Origin of the sequence: uncultured Buchnera sp. (genome assembly GCF_913776765.1) — a bacterium.
GTDB lineage: Bacteria > Pseudomonadota > Gammaproteobacteria > Enterobacterales > Enterobacteriaceae > Buchnera > Buchnera aphidicola_AO.
The window spans coordinates 158,020-177,018 of record NZ_CAJYPO010000001.1 but is presented as its reverse complement, the minus strand read 5'-3'; the positions used below and the strand labels follow the sequence as shown (position 1 = coordinate 177,018).

Annotated in this window: 29 protein-coding genes, 1 tRNA gene and 2 rRNA genes; 2 read left to right on the top strand and 30 right to left on the bottom strand. The window is 31.7% G+C overall.

From position 1 onward, the window contains the following. From rrf to QZ401_RS00945, 6 genes are all read right to left on the bottom strand, one after another. Positions 1-116 (bottom strand): 5S ribosomal RNA (gene rrf / locus QZ401_RS00970). Between the two features lie 102 nt (positions 117-218). After that, positions 219-3,135: ribosomal RNA gene (locus tag QZ401_RS00965) — 23S ribosomal RNA — on the bottom strand. Positions 3,136-3,302: 167 nt separating this feature from the next. Further along, positions 3,303-3,374, bottom strand: a tRNA-Glu gene (locus QZ401_RS00960). Between the two features lie 158 nt (positions 3,375-3,532). Further along, positions 3,533-4,354 carry a shikimate dehydrogenase gene (gene aroE, locus QZ401_RS00955; protein ID WP_295164145.1) on the bottom strand — a complete coding sequence of 274 codons (822 nt, stop codon included), beginning with the start codon at positions 4,352-4,354 and terminating at the stop codon, positions 3,533-3,535. After that, the gene (locus tag QZ401_RS00950; RefSeq protein ID WP_295164849.1) at positions 4,347-4,874 is read right to left on the bottom strand and encodes a Sua5/YciO/YrdC/YwlC family protein; all 528 of its coding nucleotides are present in this window, start codon (positions 4,872-4,874) and stop codon (positions 4,347-4,349) included. The genes aroE and QZ401_RS00950 overlap by 8 nt, the downstream gene beginning before the upstream one ends. A gap of 69 nt (positions 4,875-4,943) precedes the next feature. Continuing rightward, positions 4,944-5,417, bottom strand: coding sequence for a DUF494 family protein (locus QZ401_RS00945; RefSeq protein ID WP_295164142.1), 474 nt, complete (start codon positions 5,415-5,417; stop codon positions 4,944-4,946). 235 nt (positions 5,418-5,652) lie between these two features. Here QZ401_RS00945 and def point away from each other — a divergent pair, with 235 nt between their 5' ends. Both def and fmt read left to right on the top strand, forming a co-directional pair. After that, complete coding sequence (gene def, locus QZ401_RS00940; protein WP_295164141.1) at positions 5,653-6,159, top strand: peptide deformylase; 507 nt, start codon at positions 5,653-5,655, stop codon at positions 6,157-6,159. A gap of 32 nt (positions 6,160-6,191) precedes the next feature. After that, the gene (gene fmt, locus QZ401_RS00935; RefSeq protein ID WP_295164140.1) at positions 6,192-7,136 is read left to right on the top strand and encodes a methionyl-tRNA formyltransferase; all 945 of its coding nucleotides are present in this window, start codon (positions 6,192-6,194) and stop codon (positions 7,134-7,136) included. 110 nt (positions 7,137-7,246) lie between these two features. Here fmt and rplQ read toward each other — a convergent pair whose 3' ends face one another. From rplQ to rplB, 24 genes are all read right to left on the bottom strand, one after another. After that, positions 7,247-7,663 carry a 50S ribosomal protein L17 gene (gene rplQ, locus QZ401_RS00930; protein WP_295164139.1) on the bottom strand — a complete coding sequence of 139 codons (417 nt, stop codon included), beginning with the start codon at positions 7,661-7,663 and terminating at the stop codon, positions 7,247-7,249. 55 nt (positions 7,664-7,718) lie between these two features. Then, complete coding sequence (gene rpoA, locus QZ401_RS00925) at positions 7,719-8,708, bottom strand: DNA-directed RNA polymerase subunit alpha (protein ID WP_295164137.1); 990 nt, start codon at positions 8,706-8,708, stop codon at positions 7,719-7,721. A 28-nt stretch (positions 8,709-8,736) separates the two neighbouring features. Beyond that, positions 8,737-9,357, bottom strand: a complete 621-nt coding sequence (gene rpsD, locus QZ401_RS00920; RefSeq protein ID WP_295164136.1) for a 30S ribosomal protein S4 — start codon at positions 9,355-9,357, stop codon at positions 8,737-8,739. A 25-nt stretch (positions 9,358-9,382) separates the two neighbouring features. After that, positions 9,383-9,775: a 30S ribosomal protein S11 gene (gene rpsK, locus QZ401_RS00915; RefSeq protein WP_295164135.1), complete on the bottom strand. Its 393-nt coding sequence runs from the start codon at positions 9,773-9,775 to the stop codon at positions 9,383-9,385. 17 nt (positions 9,776-9,792) lie between these two features. Then, positions 9,793-10,149, bottom strand: a complete 357-nt coding sequence (gene rpsM / locus QZ401_RS00910; RefSeq protein WP_295164134.1) for a 30S ribosomal protein S13 — start codon at positions 10,147-10,149, stop codon at positions 9,793-9,795. An 85-nt stretch (positions 10,150-10,234) separates the two neighbouring features. Then, positions 10,235-10,351, bottom strand: a complete 117-nt coding sequence (gene rpmJ, locus QZ401_RS00905) for a 50S ribosomal protein L36 (protein WP_295164133.1) — start codon at positions 10,349-10,351, stop codon at positions 10,235-10,237. 33 nt (positions 10,352-10,384) lie between these two features. Further along, entirely contained in the window at positions 10,385-11,704 is a 1,320-nt protein-coding gene (gene secY, locus QZ401_RS00900; RefSeq protein WP_295164131.1) for a preprotein translocase subunit SecY, read from the bottom strand. A 10-nt stretch (positions 11,705-11,714) separates the two neighbouring features. Further along, positions 11,715-12,149: a 50S ribosomal protein L15 gene (rplO, locus tag QZ401_RS00895; protein ID WP_295164128.1), complete on the bottom strand. Its 435-nt coding sequence runs from the start codon at positions 12,147-12,149 to the stop codon at positions 11,715-11,717. A gap of 4 nt (positions 12,150-12,153) precedes the next feature. Continuing rightward, positions 12,154-12,333, bottom strand: coding sequence for a 50S ribosomal protein L30 (gene rpmD / locus QZ401_RS00890; protein ID WP_158337515.1), 180 nt, complete (start codon positions 12,331-12,333; stop codon positions 12,154-12,156). 8 nt (positions 12,334-12,341) lie between these two features. Then, entirely contained in the window at positions 12,342-12,845 is a 504-nt protein-coding gene (gene rpsE, locus QZ401_RS00885) for a 30S ribosomal protein S5 (protein WP_158337517.1), read from the bottom strand. A 15-nt stretch (positions 12,846-12,860) separates the two neighbouring features. After that, the gene (gene rplR / locus QZ401_RS00880; RefSeq protein WP_295164125.1) at positions 12,861-13,226 is read right to left on the bottom strand and encodes a 50S ribosomal protein L18; all 366 of its coding nucleotides are present in this window, start codon (positions 13,224-13,226) and stop codon (positions 12,861-12,863) included. A 1-nt stretch (position 13,227) separates the two neighbouring features. Next, positions 13,228-13,764, bottom strand: a complete 537-nt coding sequence (gene rplF, locus QZ401_RS00875; protein ID WP_295164124.1) for a 50S ribosomal protein L6 — start codon at positions 13,762-13,764, stop codon at positions 13,228-13,230. Between the two features lie 10 nt (positions 13,765-13,774). Beyond that, on the bottom strand, positions 13,775-14,167 hold the full coding sequence (rpsH, locus tag QZ401_RS00870; protein ID WP_295164123.1) for a 30S ribosomal protein S8: 393 nt from the start codon (positions 14,165-14,167) through the stop codon (positions 13,775-13,777). 30 nt (positions 14,168-14,197) lie between these two features. Then, on the bottom strand, positions 14,198-14,503 hold the full coding sequence (rpsN, locus tag QZ401_RS00865; RefSeq protein ID WP_295164121.1) for a 30S ribosomal protein S14: 306 nt from the start codon (positions 14,501-14,503) through the stop codon (positions 14,198-14,200). Positions 14,504-14,533: 30 nt separating this feature from the next. Next, the gene (rplE, locus tag QZ401_RS00860) at positions 14,534-15,073 is read right to left on the bottom strand and encodes a 50S ribosomal protein L5 (protein WP_295164120.1); all 540 of its coding nucleotides are present in this window, start codon (positions 15,071-15,073) and stop codon (positions 14,534-14,536) included. A gap of 15 nt (positions 15,074-15,088) precedes the next feature. Continuing rightward, positions 15,089-15,403 (bottom strand): 50S ribosomal protein L24, encoded by a 315-nt coding sequence (gene rplX / locus QZ401_RS00855; protein ID WP_295164118.1) that lies wholly within the window; start codon positions 15,401-15,403, stop codon positions 15,089-15,091. A 26-nt stretch (positions 15,404-15,429) separates the two neighbouring features. Beyond that, entirely contained in the window at positions 15,430-15,798 is a 369-nt protein-coding gene (rplN, locus tag QZ401_RS00850; RefSeq protein ID WP_158337531.1) for a 50S ribosomal protein L14, read from the bottom strand. 128 nt (positions 15,799-15,926) lie between these two features. Further along, positions 15,927-16,181: a 30S ribosomal protein S17 gene (gene rpsQ, locus QZ401_RS00845; RefSeq protein WP_295164115.1), complete on the bottom strand. Its 255-nt coding sequence runs from the start codon at positions 16,179-16,181 to the stop codon at positions 15,927-15,929. Beyond that, complete coding sequence (gene rpmC / locus QZ401_RS00840; RefSeq protein ID WP_295164114.1) at positions 16,178-16,375, bottom strand: 50S ribosomal protein L29; 198 nt, start codon at positions 16,373-16,375, stop codon at positions 16,178-16,180. Before rpmC ends, rpsQ begins: the two co-directional genes overlap by 4 nt. After that, positions 16,375-16,785 (bottom strand): 50S ribosomal protein L16, encoded by a 411-nt coding sequence (gene rplP / locus QZ401_RS00835; protein ID WP_295164113.1) that lies wholly within the window; start codon positions 16,783-16,785, stop codon positions 16,375-16,377. The genes rpmC and rplP overlap by 1 nt, the downstream gene beginning before the upstream one ends. 12 nt (positions 16,786-16,797) lie before the next feature. Continuing rightward, the gene (gene rpsC / locus QZ401_RS00830) at positions 16,798-17,499 is read right to left on the bottom strand and encodes a 30S ribosomal protein S3 (RefSeq protein WP_295164111.1); all 702 of its coding nucleotides are present in this window, start codon (positions 17,497-17,499) and stop codon (positions 16,798-16,800) included. A 19-nt stretch (positions 17,500-17,518) separates the two neighbouring features. Further along, positions 17,519-17,851, bottom strand: coding sequence for a 50S ribosomal protein L22 (rplV, locus tag QZ401_RS00825; RefSeq protein ID WP_295164110.1), 333 nt, complete (start codon positions 17,849-17,851; stop codon positions 17,519-17,521). An 18-nt stretch (positions 17,852-17,869) separates the two neighbouring features. Further along, a complete protein-coding gene (gene rpsS, locus QZ401_RS00820) occupies positions 17,870-18,148 on the bottom strand; it encodes a 30S ribosomal protein S19 (RefSeq protein ID WP_011054010.1) in 279 nt (92 codons plus the stop codon). Positions 18,149-18,164: 16 nt separating this feature from the next. Continuing rightward, positions 18,165-18,986, bottom strand: coding sequence for a 50S ribosomal protein L2 (rplB, locus tag QZ401_RS00815; RefSeq protein ID WP_295164108.1), 822 nt, complete (start codon positions 18,984-18,986; stop codon positions 18,165-18,167). Between the last annotated feature and the right edge of the window lie 13 nt (positions 18,987-18,999).

The following is an 18,999-nucleotide window of genomic DNA, read 5'->3' as shown; positions in this document are numbered from 1 at the left end:
GCCTGGCTAATACCTACTCTCACACGGGGAGACCCCGTACTACCATTGGCGTTATAGCGTTTCACTTCTGAGTTCGGAATGGATTCAGGTGGTACCACTACACTATTTTTACCAGGCATTTTTTTAATGCTATTATAATATATATATATTAATACAACAATAAATTCAGTAAAACAAGCTTTTTTTACATTTTTTATAAAAAACACCTCTGGTGTTGTAAGGTTAAGCCTCTTGGGTCATTAGTACTAGTTAGCTCAACATATTACTATGCTTACACATCTAGCCTATTAACGTTGTAGTCTTCAACGTCCCTACAGTAAACATTTCTGTTTCAGGGAAGATTAATCTTGGGGCAAGTTTCGTGCTTATATGCGTTCAGCACTTATCTTTTCCGCATGTAGCTACCGGGCAATGCCATTGGCATGACAACCCGAACACCAGTGATGCGTCCACTTCGGTCCTCTCGTACTAGAAGCAGCCCCCCTCAATCTTCCAACGCCCACGGCAGATAGGGACCGAACTGTCTCACGACGTTCTAAACCCAGCTCGCGTACCACTTTAAATGGCGAACAGCCATACCCTTGGGACCTGCTTCAGCCCCAGGATGTGATGAGCCGACATCGAGGTGCCAAACACCGCCGTCGATATGAACTCTTGGGCGGTATCAGCCTGTTATCCCCGGAGTACCTTTTATCCGTTGAGCGATGGCCCTTCCATACAGAACCACCGGATCACTAAGACCTGCTTTCGCACCTGCTCGCGTCATCACGCTCACAGTCAAACTGGCTTATGCCTTTGCACTAACCTCACGATGTCCGACCGTGATTAGCCAATCTTCGTACTCCTCCGTTACTCTTTGGGAGGAGACCGCCCCAGTCAAACTACCCACCAGACACTGTCTCTGCACCGGATTACGGCGCTAGGTTAGAACACCGAATTGTAAAGGGTGGTATTTCAAGTTTGGCTCCATTAAAACTGGCGTTTCAACTTCTTAGCCTCCCACCTATCCTACACATTAAAATTCAGAATTCAGTGTCAAGCTATAGTAAAGGTTCACGGGGTCTTTCCGTCTTGCCGCGGATATACTGCATCTTCACAGCAATTTCAATTTCACTGAGTCCCAGGTGGAGACAGCCTGGCCATCATTACGCCATTCGTGCAGGTCGGAACTTACCCGACAAGGAATTTCGCTACCTTAGGACCGTTATAGTTACGGCCGCCGTTTACCGGGGCTTCAGTCTGGAGCTTCAAGTTTCCTTTAACCCCTTCGATTAACCTTCCGGCACCGGGCAGGCGTCACACCGTATACTTCCACTTTCGTGTTTGCACAGTGCTGTGTTTTTAATAAACAGTTGCAGCCAGCTGGTATCTTCGACTAGCTTCAGCTCTAGGAGTAAAATCCTTTCACTTAAAACTAGCGTGCCTTCTCCCGAAGTTACGGCACTATTTTGCCTAGTTCCTTCACCTGGGTTCTCTCAAGCGCCTTAGTATTCTCTACCTAACTACCTGTGTCGGTTTAGGGTACGATTTAATTTTACCTGATGCTTAGAGAATTTTCTTGGAAGCGTGGTATCAGTTACTTCATCACCTTAATGACTCGTCATCATGCCTCAGATTAAAGATAATCGGATTTGCCTAATTATCATACCTACACATTTAAACCAGGATTACCGTCACCTGGATAACCTAACCTTCTTCGTCCCCCCTTCGCAGTAAAATCAAGCACAGGAATATTAACCTGTTTTCCATCGACTACGCTTTACAGCCTCGCCTTAGGGGTCGGCTTACCCTGCCCCGATTAACGTTGGACAGGAAACCTTAGTTTTTCGGCGAGCAGGTTTTTCACCTGCTTTATCGTTACTCATGTCAGCATTCGCACTTCTGATACCTCCAACATATTTTACAATATATCTTCATCGGCTTACAGAACGCTCCCCTACCCAATAAAAATAATTTTTTACTGCCGCAGCTTCGGTGCATAATTTGAGCCCCGTTACATCTTCCGCGCAGGCCGACTTGACCAGTGAGCTATTACGCTTTCTTTAAATGATGGCTGCTTCTAAGCCAACATCCTGGCTGTTTATGCCTTCCCACATCGTTTCCCACTTAATTATGACTTTGGGACCTTAGCTGGCGGTCTGGGTTGTTTCCCTTTCCACAACGAACGTTAGCACCCGCTGTGTGTCTCCCGTGATAACATTCTACGGTATTCGGAGTTTGTATCGGATTGGTAAGCCGGGATGGCCCCCTAACCGAAACAGTGCTCTACCCCCGCAGATGAATTCACGAGGCGCTACCTAAATAGCTTTCGGGGAGAACCAGCTATCTCCCGGTTTGATTGGCCTTTCACCCCTAGCCACAGGTCATCCGCTGATTTTTCAACATCAGTCGGTTCGGTCCTCCAGTTGGTTTTACCCAACCTTCAACCTGCCCATGGCTAGATCACCGGGTTTCGGGTCTGTACCCTGAAACTTAACGCCTATTTAGGACTCGGTTTCCCTTCGGCTCCCCTATTCGGTTAACCTTGCTACAGAGTACAAGTCGCTGACCCATTATACAAAAGGTACGCAGTCACATTTCTAAAATTCTTAATGCTTCCACTGCTTGTACGTACACGGTTTCAGGTTCTATTTCACTCCCCTCGCCGGGGTTCTTTTCGCCTTTCCCTTACGGTACTAGTTCACTATCGGTCAGTCAGGAGTATTTAGCCTTAGAGGATGGTCCCCCCATATTCAAACAGGATTTCTCGTGTCCCGCTCTACTTTTCGAACTCACAATAAAAATTATTTCGCATACGGGGCTATCACCTTGTATCGCTGAATTTTCCAAATCATTCTGCTATAATATAGAATTGATTATAGTTCTGGGCTTTTCCCTTTTCGCTCGCCACTACTAAGGGAATCTCGGTTGATTTCTTTTCCTCAAGGTACTTAGATGTTTCAGTTCCCTTGGTTTGCTTTATTAGCCTATTTAATTCAACTAATAATGATGCATAAAAATGCATCGGGTTTCCCCATTCGGAAATCGACGGTTATAGCGCTTCATATCAGCTTGCCGTCGCTTTTCGCAGATTAGCACGTCCTTCTTCGCCTCTGACTGCCAAGGCATTCACCATGTACGCTTATTTGCTTAACCTTACAACCCACAGGTGTTTTTTTGCAATAAAATATAAAATTTATATGCTTGTTTTCCGAATTTTTAAAGAGCTTTTTGAAAAAATTAAAATATCTTTCAATATTTTTTTAATCATAACACAACAATTTAAAATAGTATACAATATTTTTTAAAATATTTTTATTTTTCGTCCCCTAGGGGATTTGAACCCCTGTTGCCGCCGTGAAAGGGCGATGTCCTAACCTCTAGACGAAGGGGACTTTTTTTAAATATAAAACAAATTTTTAATTTTTTATTTTAAAAAGTATTACTTTAAATAATACAGATCGAAAAAAAAGAGTCAAGTATTTTCTTTAATATATAAGAGAATATATAAAAAATAAATTTTAAATAGTCCTTAGAAAATAAATACAAAAAATTAATTTATGTTTAAAGCGTTGATAATATAATTTGTTTCTGGAAATATGTTATGCCATTCTAAAAAAGAATGAGCTGCTTGAAAAACCAACATTCCTATTCCATTAGAAACAAAATCTGCTCCTATTTTAGAACACCAATCAATAAAAGGTGTATTTTCTGTACTATAATTCATATCATAAAAAAAAGTTTTAGAAGAAATTAAAGATAACGGTGCAAAATTTTTTTTCTTAGTATTTCTTGACATAGCATTAATAACTAAATCAAAATTTTGTTTTTTAAAAACTTTTTCTTCAAAAACAAAAATTTTTCCATACTTATAAAATTGTTGAACTAAATTATTAGCATTTAAAACAGTTCGATTCAAAATATAAATTGAACATCCTAGCGATAAAAGTGGTAAAAGAACTCCTTTAACAGCACCTCCTGCACCAAGTATTAATATAGAAAAATTTTTTTTTATAAACTTTAATCTAACTAAATCAGACAACAATCCTATACCATCAGTATTATCTCCTAAAATACATTTATCATTGATTTTCTTTAAGGTATTTACAGATTGAGCAATCTTTGCTCTTTTAGTTAACTTATTAGAAAAAAAATATGCTTCTTTTTTAAAAGGCGCTGTAACATTAGCACCCTTGAGATTTTTTTTAAAAAAGTCAGAAACGACTAAAGAAAACTGATCTAATGGAATATTAATCGCTTTATAAGTATGTAAAATACCTGTCTGTACAGAAAAAAAATTGTGAATTTTAGGAGATTGACTATGATCAATAGGATTTCCAAATAAAGCATAATTAAATTTTTCAAGTTTACACATAACGAATTAATTTTCCATTAATAACATTAATTATTTTAGAAGGATGATTTTCATTTCCAATATGACCATGCAATACTGGAAAATCTTTTCCAAAATTCTTAAAAACATCCTCTTGAGTAAGACATGGAGACATGTTTGAAAAATTAGCACTTGTAGATATTAATGCTTTTCCAAAAACATTACATAACTTAATTATGCTCAAATGAGCACTTATACGAACAGCTATTGTGTTAAATTGACCGGTCAACCAATGAGGAACTAAAGAATTTGCAGGAACTAAAAATGTATAAGGTCCAGGCCAATGAAAAAACATCATTTTTTTTTGTTGTACCGATAATTTGTTTTCATTAATATACATTTTGATCTGATTATAATTTGAAGCAACTAATATTAATCCTTTTTTTATGCTTCTCTTTTTTAAATCTAATAATCTTTTAACAGCTTTTTCGCTAGTAGGATCACATCCTAATCCAAACATTGCTTCCGTAGGATATGCAATAACTTTTTTATCATATAACATACGTACACATTTAATTAACGAACTTAAAGTATAGTCTTTACTCATTAAAAAATTTCTCGTAATAAAAATTTAATGAACAATTTCTGTTTTAAAATTAAATAATAAATTTTCAAGTTTTCTATAAACAATTTCACATCCTGGAATGTTAAACAATATAATTAAAACAATCCATTTTAAATCTTCAAGATTTAAGTAACCAATATCTAAAGCCATAATTCTTTCAATAATTATCTCACGTGTATCTAATGTTAATATTTCCAATTGTTCTAAAAAAAGCAGAAAACCACGACAATCAGAATTTAATTTAAATTCTTCTTCTTTAGTATAAATTCGAGTTGTAGTATGATTTGAAGATAAGTTAATTGATGAAATTATATTTTTTTTACAGCAGGATAAATTTTTCAACCAATGTAAGGCTTTATAAATATCTTTTGATTGAAAACCTACATCTGACAAATCATTAGTTAAACTTTCATAATCAATAGAAATTTCTGATTCACTATGAACATAAGTTTCAAATAAATATATTAATATTTCAAACATTACATCCTCAATTACATATTAAAAAATTTAAATTTTTATAAAATATTTTATATATTATATTACTTTTTCATCAATATTGTTACATACATAACATGTAATGTTTAATAGATATAAATTTTTATTAAAAATAATTATATTTTTTTCTAAAAATTTTAAAAAGAATTAAAAGTTAACTTTTAATTATAATAAAAAAGTTTATACTAATATAAAATTAAATTATTTTATATCTAAAAATATGTCTGTTTTAAAAATACTACAATATCCTGATCAAAGATTAAGACTAATTGCCAAACCTATTAAAAAAATAACTAAAGAAATACATAAAATTGCAAATAATATGATAGATACCATGTATCAAGAAGAAGGAATTGGTTTGGCAGCAACACAAGTAAATATTCAACTACAAATAATTGTAATTAATAAAATAAATCAAAAAGAAGATCATTTAATTCTTATAAATCCAAAAATCATTGAAAGAAAAGGTACTGTAAGTATTGAAGAAGGATGTTTATCAATTCCAGAATATCGTGCTTTCGTACCACGTTTTAATTATATAAAAATCCAAGCTTTAAATTTAAATGGAGATAAAAAAGAAATAGAAGCAGATTCAATTCTTTCAATTTGTATACAACATGAAATAGATCATTTAAATGGAAAACTATTTATAGACTATCTTTCTGAACTTAAAAAAGAAAGAATTTTAAAAAGAATTAACAAAATTAAAAAAAGAATAAAGCAATAATTTTTAAAAAAAGTAAAAAAGAGAAAATAAACTTGAAAAAACTAAAAATTATTTTTGCCGGAACATCATATTTTTCTATGAAATTTTTAAATGAATTAATAGAATCTCAACACGAAGTAATAGCTGTAATTACTCAACCTGATCGTCCTTCAGGAAGAGGTCAAAAAATAACTTTTTCTCCTGTAAAAACATTATCTATAAAAAAAAATATTCCTTTTTTTCAACCATTAGAATTAAATAATGAAAAAATACAAAGTGAAATATTGAATCTTAATGCAGATATTATGATAGTCGTTTCTTACGCAAAACTAATACCAAAAAAAATACTAAATATGTTTCCAAAAGGTTGCATTAATGTTCATACTTCATTATTGCCTAGATGGAGAGGTGCAACTCCCATTCAATCAGCAATTTTATTTGGAGATAAAGAAACAGGTATAAGTATTATCAAAATGAATGAAAAAATAGATAGTGGAACCATAATAAATTCAGTTAAATGTAACATTTCATCTGAAGATACAACTGAAACATTAACATTGAAATTAATTGAAATTGGAATTCAAGCATTATTAGAAACTTTATATTTTATAAATATAAATATTATTTTTGAAAAAGAACAAAATGAAAAAAATGCAACATTTTCAAAAAAAATATGTAAAAAAGATGCTTTACTAAATTGGAATACTAAAGCGTATCTTTTAGAAAGATTAATACGTGCTTTCAATCCTTGGCCAATCTGTTACTTTATAATAAATCAAACACGAATAAGAGTATGGAAAGCAAACGTCATACAAAATATTAAAAAAAATGCTAATATAGGAGAAATTATTTCTTTTGACAAATATGGAATTCAAATAAATACAGCTCATCAAATATTAAACCTTCAAAAAATACAATTTCCTGGAAAAAAAATTATAAATATAGAAAAAATAGTTCTTTCTAAGAAAGATTGGTTTCATGTGGGAAAAATTATCTAAACTATATATAAAAATATATACTATCTTAATATTTATTAAAAGATGAGCAAACGGTAAGCTTCCGTTTGCTTTTAATTATCAAAACTGTCAATATACTTTTCTTAAAAATTTTAATTGTTTTTTATAGGAGTTTTATTACTTAACAATTTCTTTTTTTCTTCACTATTTCTAACACGATCAACTAACTCAATATAAGCCATAGGTGCCTTATCTCCAGATCGGAATCCACACTTTAAAATACGAGTATAACCACCTGATCTATTATAAAAAACAGGACCTATTTTTTTAAATAGTTTTGCGACTACTTCATTATTACGAATACGAGAAAACAGCAATCTTCTATGCGCTACAGTATCTATTTTAGATAAAGTAATCATAGGTTCAACAATTCTACGTAATTCCTTTGCTTTTGCTAATGTAGTTTTAATAATTTCATTAAGAATTAACGAACAAGCCATATTTTTGAATATCGCATTGCGATGATTACTCTTACAGTTTAATTTACGACCAATTTTTCGATGTCGCATGAATTTATCCTTTTAAAAAAAAAGAAGAGAAATAATTTTAAATTAATATTTAATATTATTCTTCTAAAATACTTAATGGAGGCCATTTTTCTAATTTCATTCCAAGAGATAAATTTCGAGCTGCTAATATATCCTTAATTTCAGTTAACGATTTCTTACCTAAATTAGGAGTTTTTAAAAGTTCGACCTCTGTTCTTTGAACCAAGTCACCAATATAATGTATTGATTCAGCTTTAAGACAGTTTGCAGAACGAACAGTTAATTCTAAATCGTCTACAGGACGTAATAAAATAGGTTCAAATTCAGGTTTTTCTTCTTTTATTTCAGGTTCTCTCACATCTCTTAAATCAACAAATGCTTCTAATTGTTCTGACAAAATAGTAGCCGCACGTCGAATTGCTTCTTCAGGATCTATTGTACCGTTAGTCTTCATTTCGATAATTAATTTATCTAAATCTGTTCTTTGTTCTACACGTGCAGCTTCTACATTATAAGAAATACGATTTATTGGACTATAACATGCATCTACTAATAAACAACCTATTGGTCTTAAGTCATCTTCCATATGAATTCTAGAAGAAGCAGGAATATATCCTCTTCCACGTTGTACCTTAATTCTCATTTGAATAGAAGCATTTTCATCAGTCAAATGACAAATTAAATGATCTGGTTTAATAATTTCTACGTCACCATCATGAATTATGTCAGCTGCAGTTACAGAACCAATGCCAGATTTCTTTAAAGAAATAAAAACTTCATCTTTTCCGTGTACTCTTACTGCTAATCCTTTTAAATTTAATAAAATTTCTAGAATATCTTCTTGTACACCTTCTTTAGTACTATATTCATGTAATACTCCATCGATTTCAACTTCAGTTACAGCATATCCTGGCATAGAAGAAAGAAGAATTCTACGAAGTGCGTTACCAAGTGTATGACCAAAACCTCTTTCTAATGGTTCTAAAGTAACTTTAGTATGAGTTGCAGTAATTTGTTCAATTTCGACTAAACGTGGTTTTAAAAAACCAATGATAGAATTCTGCATGATATCCTCTCTATTAAGAGTGAACTTTTTATTTAGAATAAAGTTCAACAATTAAATGTTCATTAATTTCTGCAGATAAATCAGAACGTTCAGGAAATCGCTTAAATATTCCTTCCATTTTAGTTGCATTAACTTCAATCCATATTGATTTTTCTCTTTGTTCAGTAAGTTCTAAAGCGGCTTTTATTCTAGATTGATTTTTAGATTTATCGCGTACAGAAATACGATCATTAGGAGATATTTGATACGAAGCAATATTGACAATATTATTATTCACTTTAATTGATTTATGATTGATTAATTGTCTGGATTCAGAACGAGTACAACCAAATCCCATTCTATAAACTACATTGTCAAGTCTTCTTTCTAACAATTGTAATAAATTTTCTCCAGTATTGCCTTTTAAACGAGATGCTTTTTTATAATATGTTTTAAATTGACGTTCTAAAACACCATAAAGACGACGAACCTTTTGCTTTTCACGTAATTGAATAGCATAATCTGATAATCTTGGTTTTCTAATTCCATGCTGTCCAGGTGGATGTTCTAATTTACATTTAGAATCTATTGAACGAAATCCTGATTTTAAAAATAAATCAGTACCTTCACGTCGACTTAACTTTAATTTAGGACCTAAATATTTTGCCATTTTATTCTCCAATATTTCCTAAAATTTAAACACGACGTTTTTTAGGAGGACGACAGCCATTATGAGGAATAGGTGTTACGTCAGTAATATTTGTAATACGAAAACCAGCGGCATTCAAAGCTCGAATAGTAGATTCTCTACCTGGTCCAGGTCCCTTAACCATAACTTCTAAATTTTTTATGCCATAATCTTTGACTATTTCAGCACATCGTTCAGCAGCAATCTGTGCTGCAAAAGGAGTTGATTTCCGAGAACCTCTGAAACCTGATCCTCCAGAAGTCGCCCAACCTAAAGCATTACCTTGTCTATCAGTAATTGTAACAATAGTATTGTTAAATGAAGCATGAATATGAGCTATACCATCTGTAATTTGTTTTTTTACACGTTTTCGTGTTCGAACAGTTGAATTTTTTACCATAATTAACATCACCTAAATTATTTTTTTATTGCTTTTCGAGGACCTTTACAAGTTCGAGCATTAGTTTTTGTTCTTTGTCCACGGACTGGCAAACCTCTTCGATGACGTAAGCCACGATAACAATTTAAATCAATTAAACGTTTAATATTTAAAGTTTTTTCTCTTCTTAAATCACCCTCAACAACATATTTAGCAACGTTTTCTCTTAATAATTCAATTTCTTCTTCTTTCAAATCAGAAATTTTAGAGTTTTCAGGAATATTTGAATTAAAACAAATTATTTTAGAACGTTTTTTTCCGATTCCATATATTGAGGTCAATGCAATTAAAGTATGCTTATGTTCAGGAATATTAATACCTGCAATACGAGCCATTTTATAAAACCTTTTAAATTGATGGAAATTATTAATAAATTTTAATAAAGTATCTTATTAAAATATTTTATTGAAAAAGATAACTTTAACCCTGACGCTGCTTGTGCTTAGGATCATTACTACAAATAACTCGAATAACATTGTTTCTTCGTACTATTTTACAATTTCGACAAAGAACTTTTACAGATGCTTTAACTTTCACTCTATTTTCCTTTCGTTTTTAACGAGAAATTATTTAATTTAAATTAGCTTTTTTTAATACAGATTCATACTGACTAGACATAACTAAAGTTTGAATTTGAGAAATAAAATCCATAATCACAACAACAACAATCAATAACGATGTTCCACCAAAATAAAATGGAACACTCATAGCACTTCTCATAAATTCAGGTATTAAACAGATAAACGTCATATATAAAGAACCAAAAAGTGTTAATCGAATCATAATCTTATTAATATATTTAGCCGTTTGTTCACCTGGTCGAATTCCTGAAATAAAACCACCTGACTTCTTTAAATTATCTGCAGTTTCACGAGGATTAAAAGCTAATCCAGTATAAAAAAAACAAAAAAATATTATAGAAAAAATATATAATACTAAATATAAAGGTTGATTAGGTTGAAAATAAAAAGAAATAGTTTTTAGTAAAGGCCATTTTCGATCTATTCCAAACCAAGATATAATTGTTACAGGAAATAAGACAACACTAGAAGCAAAAATAGCTGGTATAACACCTGCCATATTTATTTTTAAAGGTAAATGAGTACTTTGAGTGGAATAAATACGACGACCTTTTTGACGTTGAGCATAATGAATAATAATTTTTCTTTGACTACGTTCAATAAAAACGACGAAGAAAACAACACAAAAAATCAATATCAAAATACATAAAAATAATAATATATGTAAATTTCCTTGTCTAGTTTGTTCGATTGTATGAACAATAGCTGATGGTAAACCTGCTATTATACCTATAAAAATTATAATAGAAATTCCGTTACCAATACCACATTCTGTAATTAATTCTCCTAACCACATTAAAAACATTGTACCAGTAACTAAAATAATAATAGCAGTAAAATAAAAATAAAAATCAGGATGAATTACAATTTGATGCATACCTGATATTTTAGGTAGACTTGTAACAATACCAATTGATTGAAATAATGCTAATGCTAAAGTAGTACACCTTGTATATTGGTTGATTTTGTTGCGTCCAACTTCTCCTTCTTTTTTAATTTCAGATAAAGAAGGAATAACTAATGTTAACAACTGAATAATAATAGAAGATGATATATACGGCATAATTCCTAATGCAAATATAGAAGCACGACTTAAAGCACCACCAGAAAACATATTAAACATTTCAATAATAGTGCCTTTCTGATCATTTAATATTCTAGATAAAATTGTAGTGTCAATTCCAGGAATAGGAATAAAAGAACCAATACGAAAAATAATTAATGCAATAATTACAGAAATAATTCTTTGCTTAAGTTCATTTGTGCCTTTCTGAGTATTTTTAAAATTTAATCCTAATTTTTTGATCATTATTTACCGCTTATCCTTCAATTTTACCGCCATAGTTTTCAATTGCAAGACGAGCACCTCGAGTTACACGTAAACCGTGTAAGGTCAAAGGAACTTCTAACTTTCCTGAAAGAATGATTTTTACATATTTGATATTTTTATTAATAATATTTTCTTTTTTTAAAACTTTTAAATCAATGATATTAGTAGATAAGTTAGATATATCTGACAAACGAACTTCTGTTGTAATATTCTTTTTACGAGAATTGAATCCAAATTTAGGAAGTCTTCTATAAAGGGGCATTTGACCTCCTTCAAAACCACGATTTACATGACCTCCAGATCTAGATTTTTGACCTTTATGACCTCGACCTGCAGTTTTTCCAAAACCACAACCAATACCACGACCTAATCTTTTGTGGTTTTTTCGAGCTCCTAAAGCCGGAGAAAGAGTATTCAAACGCATCTTATTATTCCTCTTTTATTTTTAAAATATAAGATATTTTTTTTATCATACCTCTAATAGCAGGAGTATCTTGACGTATTACACTATGCCCAATATGACGCAAACCAAGTCCCAATAATGTTTTTTTATGCTTAGGTATTCGTCCTATTGAACTTTTAGTTTGAGTTATTTTAATTGTTTTCATTAAAAAATTTATCCTATTATATCTTCAATAGATTTATTTCTTTTAGCAGCTATCATTTCTGGAGATTTCATATTAGTTAAACCATTCATAGTAGCACGAACTACATTAATAGGATTCGTTGAACCGTAAGTTTTAGCTAATACATTATGTACGCCAGCTACTTCTAATACTGCACGCATAGCTCCACCTGCAATTATTCCCGTTCCATCTGAAGCTGGTTTCATGAAAACATTAGATCCAGTATGTGAACCCTTTAATGAATGCTGTAAAGTTTTATTCACTAATGGTATAGTAATCATATTTCGTCTAGCTTTTTCCATAGCTTTTTGAATTGCAGCTGGAACTTCACGGGCTTTTCCATAACCAAAACCAACGCGCCCTTCTCCGTTTCCAACAACTGTTAAAGCAGTAAATGAAAATATACGACCGCCTTTGACTGTTTTTGAAACACGATTTACAGTAATTAACTTTTCTTGTAATTCACTATTATTTTTTTTTTCGATATTAGCCATTCTATATTTTTCACCTTAAAACTTTAATCCAAAATTGCGTGCAGAATCTGCTAATTTTTTTACGCGTCCGTGATATTTAAATCCAGATCGATCAAAAGAAACGTTTGATATCCCTTTTGATAAAGCTCTTTCAGCAATAATTTTACCAATAATTTCTGCAGCTTTTTTATTCCCAGTATATTTTAAATCTAATTTAATGTTTTTTTCTAAAGTCGAAGCAAAAGCTAAAACTTCTGATTTAGAAGAAATTATTTGAGCATACATATGACGAGAAGTTCGATGTACAACTAAACGCATCGCACCTAATGATTTCATTTTACAACGTGCTTTAACAGATCGACGTATACGAGAAATGATTTTTTTATTCCTATGAAATATCATTTTATTTTTTCTTCGCCTCTTTTATACGAACAATTTCATTTGAATATTTAATTCCTTTTCCTTTATAAGGTTCAGGTCTACGATAAGATCTTAAATTAGCAGCTATTTGACCAACTAATTGCTTATCTACTCCTTTGATGATAATCTCTGTTGGAGATGGGTTTTCTGCTTCAATATAAGGAGGCAAAGAATAAACAATAGGATGAGAATAACCTAATGACATATTAATAATATTGCCTTTTGTTATTGAAACACGATATCCTACTCCAGAAAATTGCAATTTTTTGCTAAATTTCTTTGAAACTCCTATAATCATTGAGTTTACCAGAGCTCTTGAAGTTCCTGCTTGTGCCCAAGCATCAGAAAAACCTGAACGTACTGAAAAAGTTATTTTATCATTTAGGTATTCCACCTTAACTGAATCATGAATAGTACGTAATAGACAACCATATTTTCCTTTAATAGAGATTGATTGTAAATTTAATTCAATTTTTATATCTTCAGGAATTAAGATTGGACGTTTAGCAACACGAGACATTTTCCCTCCATTAAGCCACATAACATATAATTTCGCCACCAAGACCAAGTCGACGTGCTGTACGATCTGTCATAATTCCCTTAGAAGTAGAAATTATTGCTATTCCTAAACCTGCCATTACTTTAGGCAAATTATTCTTTTTTTTATATATTCTTAAACTAGGTCTACTTACACGCTGAATTGTCTCTATTACAGACTTTCCTTTAAAATACTTTAAAACAACTTCTATCTCTAATTTATTATTACCTTGAATGTTAAAATTTTTAATATAACCTTCTTGTTTTAATAGTTCAACGATAGAACTTTTTAATTTGGAACAAGGCATTTTAACAGAATACTTATTCGCTGATTGACCATTTCGAATTCGAGTGAGCATATCTGCGACTGGATCTTGCATACTCATTTTTAAACTACTCCAAATTTTATAAAAAAATTACCAACTAGCTTTTTTTAAACCAGGAATTTCACCTTTCATAGCTGCTTCTCTAACTTTAATACGACTAAGTCCAAATTTTCGAAGAAAAGCATGTGGACGACCAGTTTGACGACATCTATTTCTTTGACGAGATGGACTTGAATCTCGTGGAAACATTTGTAATTTAAGAACTGCATCCCAACGCTCTTCTTCTGACAATTTAACATTAGTAATGATATTTTTTAATGCAACACGCTGTGCGTAAAATTTATTAGCTAATTTTACACGTTTAATTTCACGTGCTTTCATTGATTGTTTAGCCATTGAATAACCCTATTAATTTACTTAATTAATTTACTTACGAAAAGGGAAGTTAAAAGAAGATAATAACAAACGAGCTTCATGATTAGATTTTGCAGTAGTCGTGATAGTTATATCTAAACCACGAACACGATCAATTTTATCGTAATCAATTTCAGGAAAAATAATTTGTTCTCGTATCCCTAAACTATAATTTCCATTTCCATCAAAAGCATTTGTCGATAAACCTCTAAAATCTCGAATGCGCGGAATGGCAATAACAATTAAACGCTCAAAAAAATCCCATTTTCTTTTTTTACGTAAAGTTACCTTACATCCAATAGGATAACCCTGACGAATTTTAAAACCAGCTACAGATTTTCGAGCTTTAGTGATAAGAGGTTTCTGTCCAGAAATTGCAGTCAAATCTAAAACAGCATTATCTAGTACTTTTTTATCAGAAGAAGCACCACCTACTCCCATATTTAAAGTAATTTTGTCAATTTTAGGAACTTGCATAACAGAACTATAGTTTAATTCCATCATAAGTTTTTTAACTATTTTTGATTTATAATAATCATAAAATGTAGCCATTAAATTACTCCAAAACTATTTAATCGTTTTTCTATTAGATTTAAAAAAACGAACTTTTTTTCCTTCTTCAAATCTAAAACCAATTCGATCAGCTTTGCTTAATTCGGGATTGAAAATAGCAATATTTGATATGTGAATAGGTGCTTCTTTTTCAAGAATACCACCATTTTTATTTTGAGAAGGAAGTGGTTTTTGATGTTTTTTAATTAAATTTATACCATTAATAATAGCTTTATTCGAAGATAAAATATTTTTAATAGTACCTTTTTTTCCTTTATCTTTTCCTGTTAAAACAATAATTTCATCATTGCGACGTAATTTTAATGCCATTTTTTGTTCCTTAAAAAATTTTTATGTTATAAAACTTCAGGAGCTAACGAAATAATTTTCATAAATTTTTCGGTTCTAAGTTCACGAGTAACTGGTCCAAAAATACGAGTACCAACAGGTTGTTCATTATTGTTTAAAACAACACAAGCATTATTGTCAAAACGAATAATTGAACCGTCAGGTCGTCTTACTCCTTTTTTTGTTCTGACAACCACAGCTTTTAAGACTTCTCCTTTTTTCACTTTTCCACGAGGTATTGCTTCTTTAATTGTAATTTTAATTATATCACCAACACGAGCATATCGACGACGGGAACCACCGAGTACTTTAATGCACATGGCCGAACGAGCACCAGAATTGTCGGCTACGTTTAAAATAGTTTGTTCTTGAATCATTTTTGTAAAATTCCGAATAATTATAGTAATTTGATTAAAAAAAATTTAAAATATTATAACATTAGTTATCTTGAATGAATAGAAAACATGAGCAGACCTAAGTTTGTTCATGTTTTTAAAAATAATTTTTAAAAAATATTTTTTTCAATAATTCTAACTAAAATCCAAGACTTAGTTTTAGAAATGGGTCTAGATTCACGAATTTCTATTAAATCACCAAGAGAACATTCATTTTTTTCATCGTGGATATGTAATTTTGTTGTTCTTTTAACAAATTTTCCGTAAATTGGATGTTTTACAAAACGTTCAATTGCAACAACAGCAGATTTATTCATCTTGTTGCTGGTAACGCGACCTTGTAAAGTACGAATTTTTTCCTTCATTTTGCACGTTCCTTTTCTGTTAATAACATCTTTACCTGTGCAATGTTTCTTCTAACTTTACGCAATAAATGTGGTTGCTTTAATTTTCCAGATGCAGATTGCATGCGAAGATTAAATTGTTCTCTTAATAATTGTAAGAGTTCTACATTAAGATCTTGGTGATTTTTTTTGCGCAATTTTAGTATTTCCTTCATTACATCACCATTTTAGTTACAAAAGTAGTTTTAATAGGTAATTTTGCTGCCGCTAATTTGAATGCTTCACGTGATTCTTCTTCAGAAACTCCATCCATTTCATAAAGAATTTTACCCGGTTGAATTAAAGCAACCCAATATTCAACATTACCTTTTCCTTTACCCATTCTTACTTCTAAGGGTTTTTGAGTTATAGGTTTATCAGGAAAAACACGTATCCAAATTTTACCTTGCCTTTTGATACAGCGAGTTATAGCTCTACGTGCAGATTCAATTTGTCGAGCTGTTAAACGTCCTCGATCAATTGCTTTTAATCCAAACATACCAAAACTAACATCAGAACCAATAGCAAGTCCACGATTTCGACCTTTATGCATTTTACGAAATTTAGTACGTTTTGGTTGCAACATTAATATGTTCTCCTACTTACGATTTTTGCGATGTTGCTTTTTTATTTGAACAGAAGGTTTTTCTAATTTTTCAACAGTTGACATTCCGCCCAATATTTCTCCTTTAAAAATCCATACTTTGACACCTATCACACCATATGTTGTATGTGCTTCTGAAATGCTGTAATCAATGTCTGCACGAAGAGTATGTAATGGTACTCGTCCTTCTCTATACCATTCTCTACGAGCGATTTCAGCACCTCCTAATCGACCACTAACCTCAACTTTAATTCCTTTTGCACCTTGTCTCATAGCATTTTGAACAGATCTTTTCATAGCACGTCGAAACATGACTCGTCTTTCTAATTGAGAGGTAATACTCTCGGAAACAAGTTTAGCGTCTAACTCTGGTTTACGAACTTCTGAAATATTTATCTGCGCTGGAACACCGGTAATTTTTGCGATTTTAATCCTGAGTTTTTCTACATCTTCCCCTTTTTTTCCTATTACAATACCTGGTCTAGCTGTATAAATAGTAACACGAATACTTTTAGCTGGTCTTTCAATAATAATTCGAGAAACTGATGCTTTTATTAATTTTTTCATTAAAAATTGACGAACTTTATAATCACTGTCTAAATGATCAGCAAAATCTTTAGTATTCGCAAACCATACAGAATTCCATTTTTTTATTATACCTAGTCGCATACCATTAGGATGTACTTTTTGACCCATTTACCTCTTCTCCACAATGTTAACGATTAGACACAATTATAGTAATATGACTAGTGCGTTTTAAAATACGATCTGCACGTCCTTTAGCACGTGGCATCATTCTTTTCATAGTTGAACCTTCGTCAACAAATATATTTTTTATTCGTAATTGATCTACATCTAAACCGTTATTATGCTCAGCATTTGCTATAGCCGATTCCAAAACTTTTTTTACTAAAACAGCAGCTTTTTTGTTATTAAAATTCAAAATATTTAATGCTTTTGGGACTTTTTTACCACGAATCAAATCTGCTATTAAACGAACTTTTTGAGCAGAACAACGGGCTTGACGATGTTGAGCTAAAGTTTCCATTTGTTCCTCATTTTTTATCTAACGTTTTTTTACTTTTTTATCGGCAGTGTGTCCTCTATAAGTTCGGGTTAAAGAAAATTCACCTAATTTATGACCAACCATTTCTTCAGTAATAAAAATTGGAATATGATGACGTCCATTATGAACGGATATTGTTAGACCTACCATATTCGGAAAAACTGTTGAACGTCTAGACCAAGTTTTTAAAGGTTTCTTGTCATTTATCTTGACTGCTTTTTCTACTTTTTTTAACAAACTAACATCAATGAAAGGACCTTTTTTAAGAGAACGTGGCATAAATGATCCTCTAAAGTTATTTATGACGATGACGCAAAATAAATTTTTCAGTACGCTTATTTTTTCGGGTTTTCTTACCTTTAGTTTGAAGTCCCCATGGTGTTACTGGATGTTTTCCAAAATTTCTTCCTTCACCACCTCCATGAGGGTGATCAACTGGATTCATAGCTGTACCTCGAACAGTTGGTCGAATTCCCATCCAACGTGAAGCACCTGCTTTTCCTAAAACTTTTAACATATGTTCAGAATTTCCAACTTCGCCGATTGTAGCTCTGCAATTAGATTCTGTTTTTCTCATTTCACCTGATCTTAATCTTAAGGTAGCATAATCTTTATCACATGCAACTAATTGTACATAACTTCCAGCAGAGCGAGCTATTTGACCTCCCTTTCCTGGTTTCATTTCTACATTATGAATAAATGAACCAACTGGAATATTTTTTATGGGTAAAGCATTTCCTATTTTAATAGGAACATTTATACCAGATAGAATAGTATCACCTACTTTTAAATTTTTAGGTGCCAAAATATAATCTCTTTTTCCATCTTTATATAATATTAATGCAATATTAGATGAACGATTGGGATCATATTCAAATCGTTCTACAGACGCTTCTATATTATCTTTATTTCTTTTAAAATCTATTATTCGATATGCTCTCTTGTGTCCTCCACCAATATGACGAGTTGTAATTCTACCGTTATTATTTCGTCCTCCAGTTTTACTTTTTTTTGATAAAAGAGAGGAATATGGTTTTCCTTTATACAGTTCTTTATTTACAACTTTAATAACGTGACGACGACCGGGAGATGTCGGTTTGCATTTAACAATTGCCATTGTTTTCTCCTCC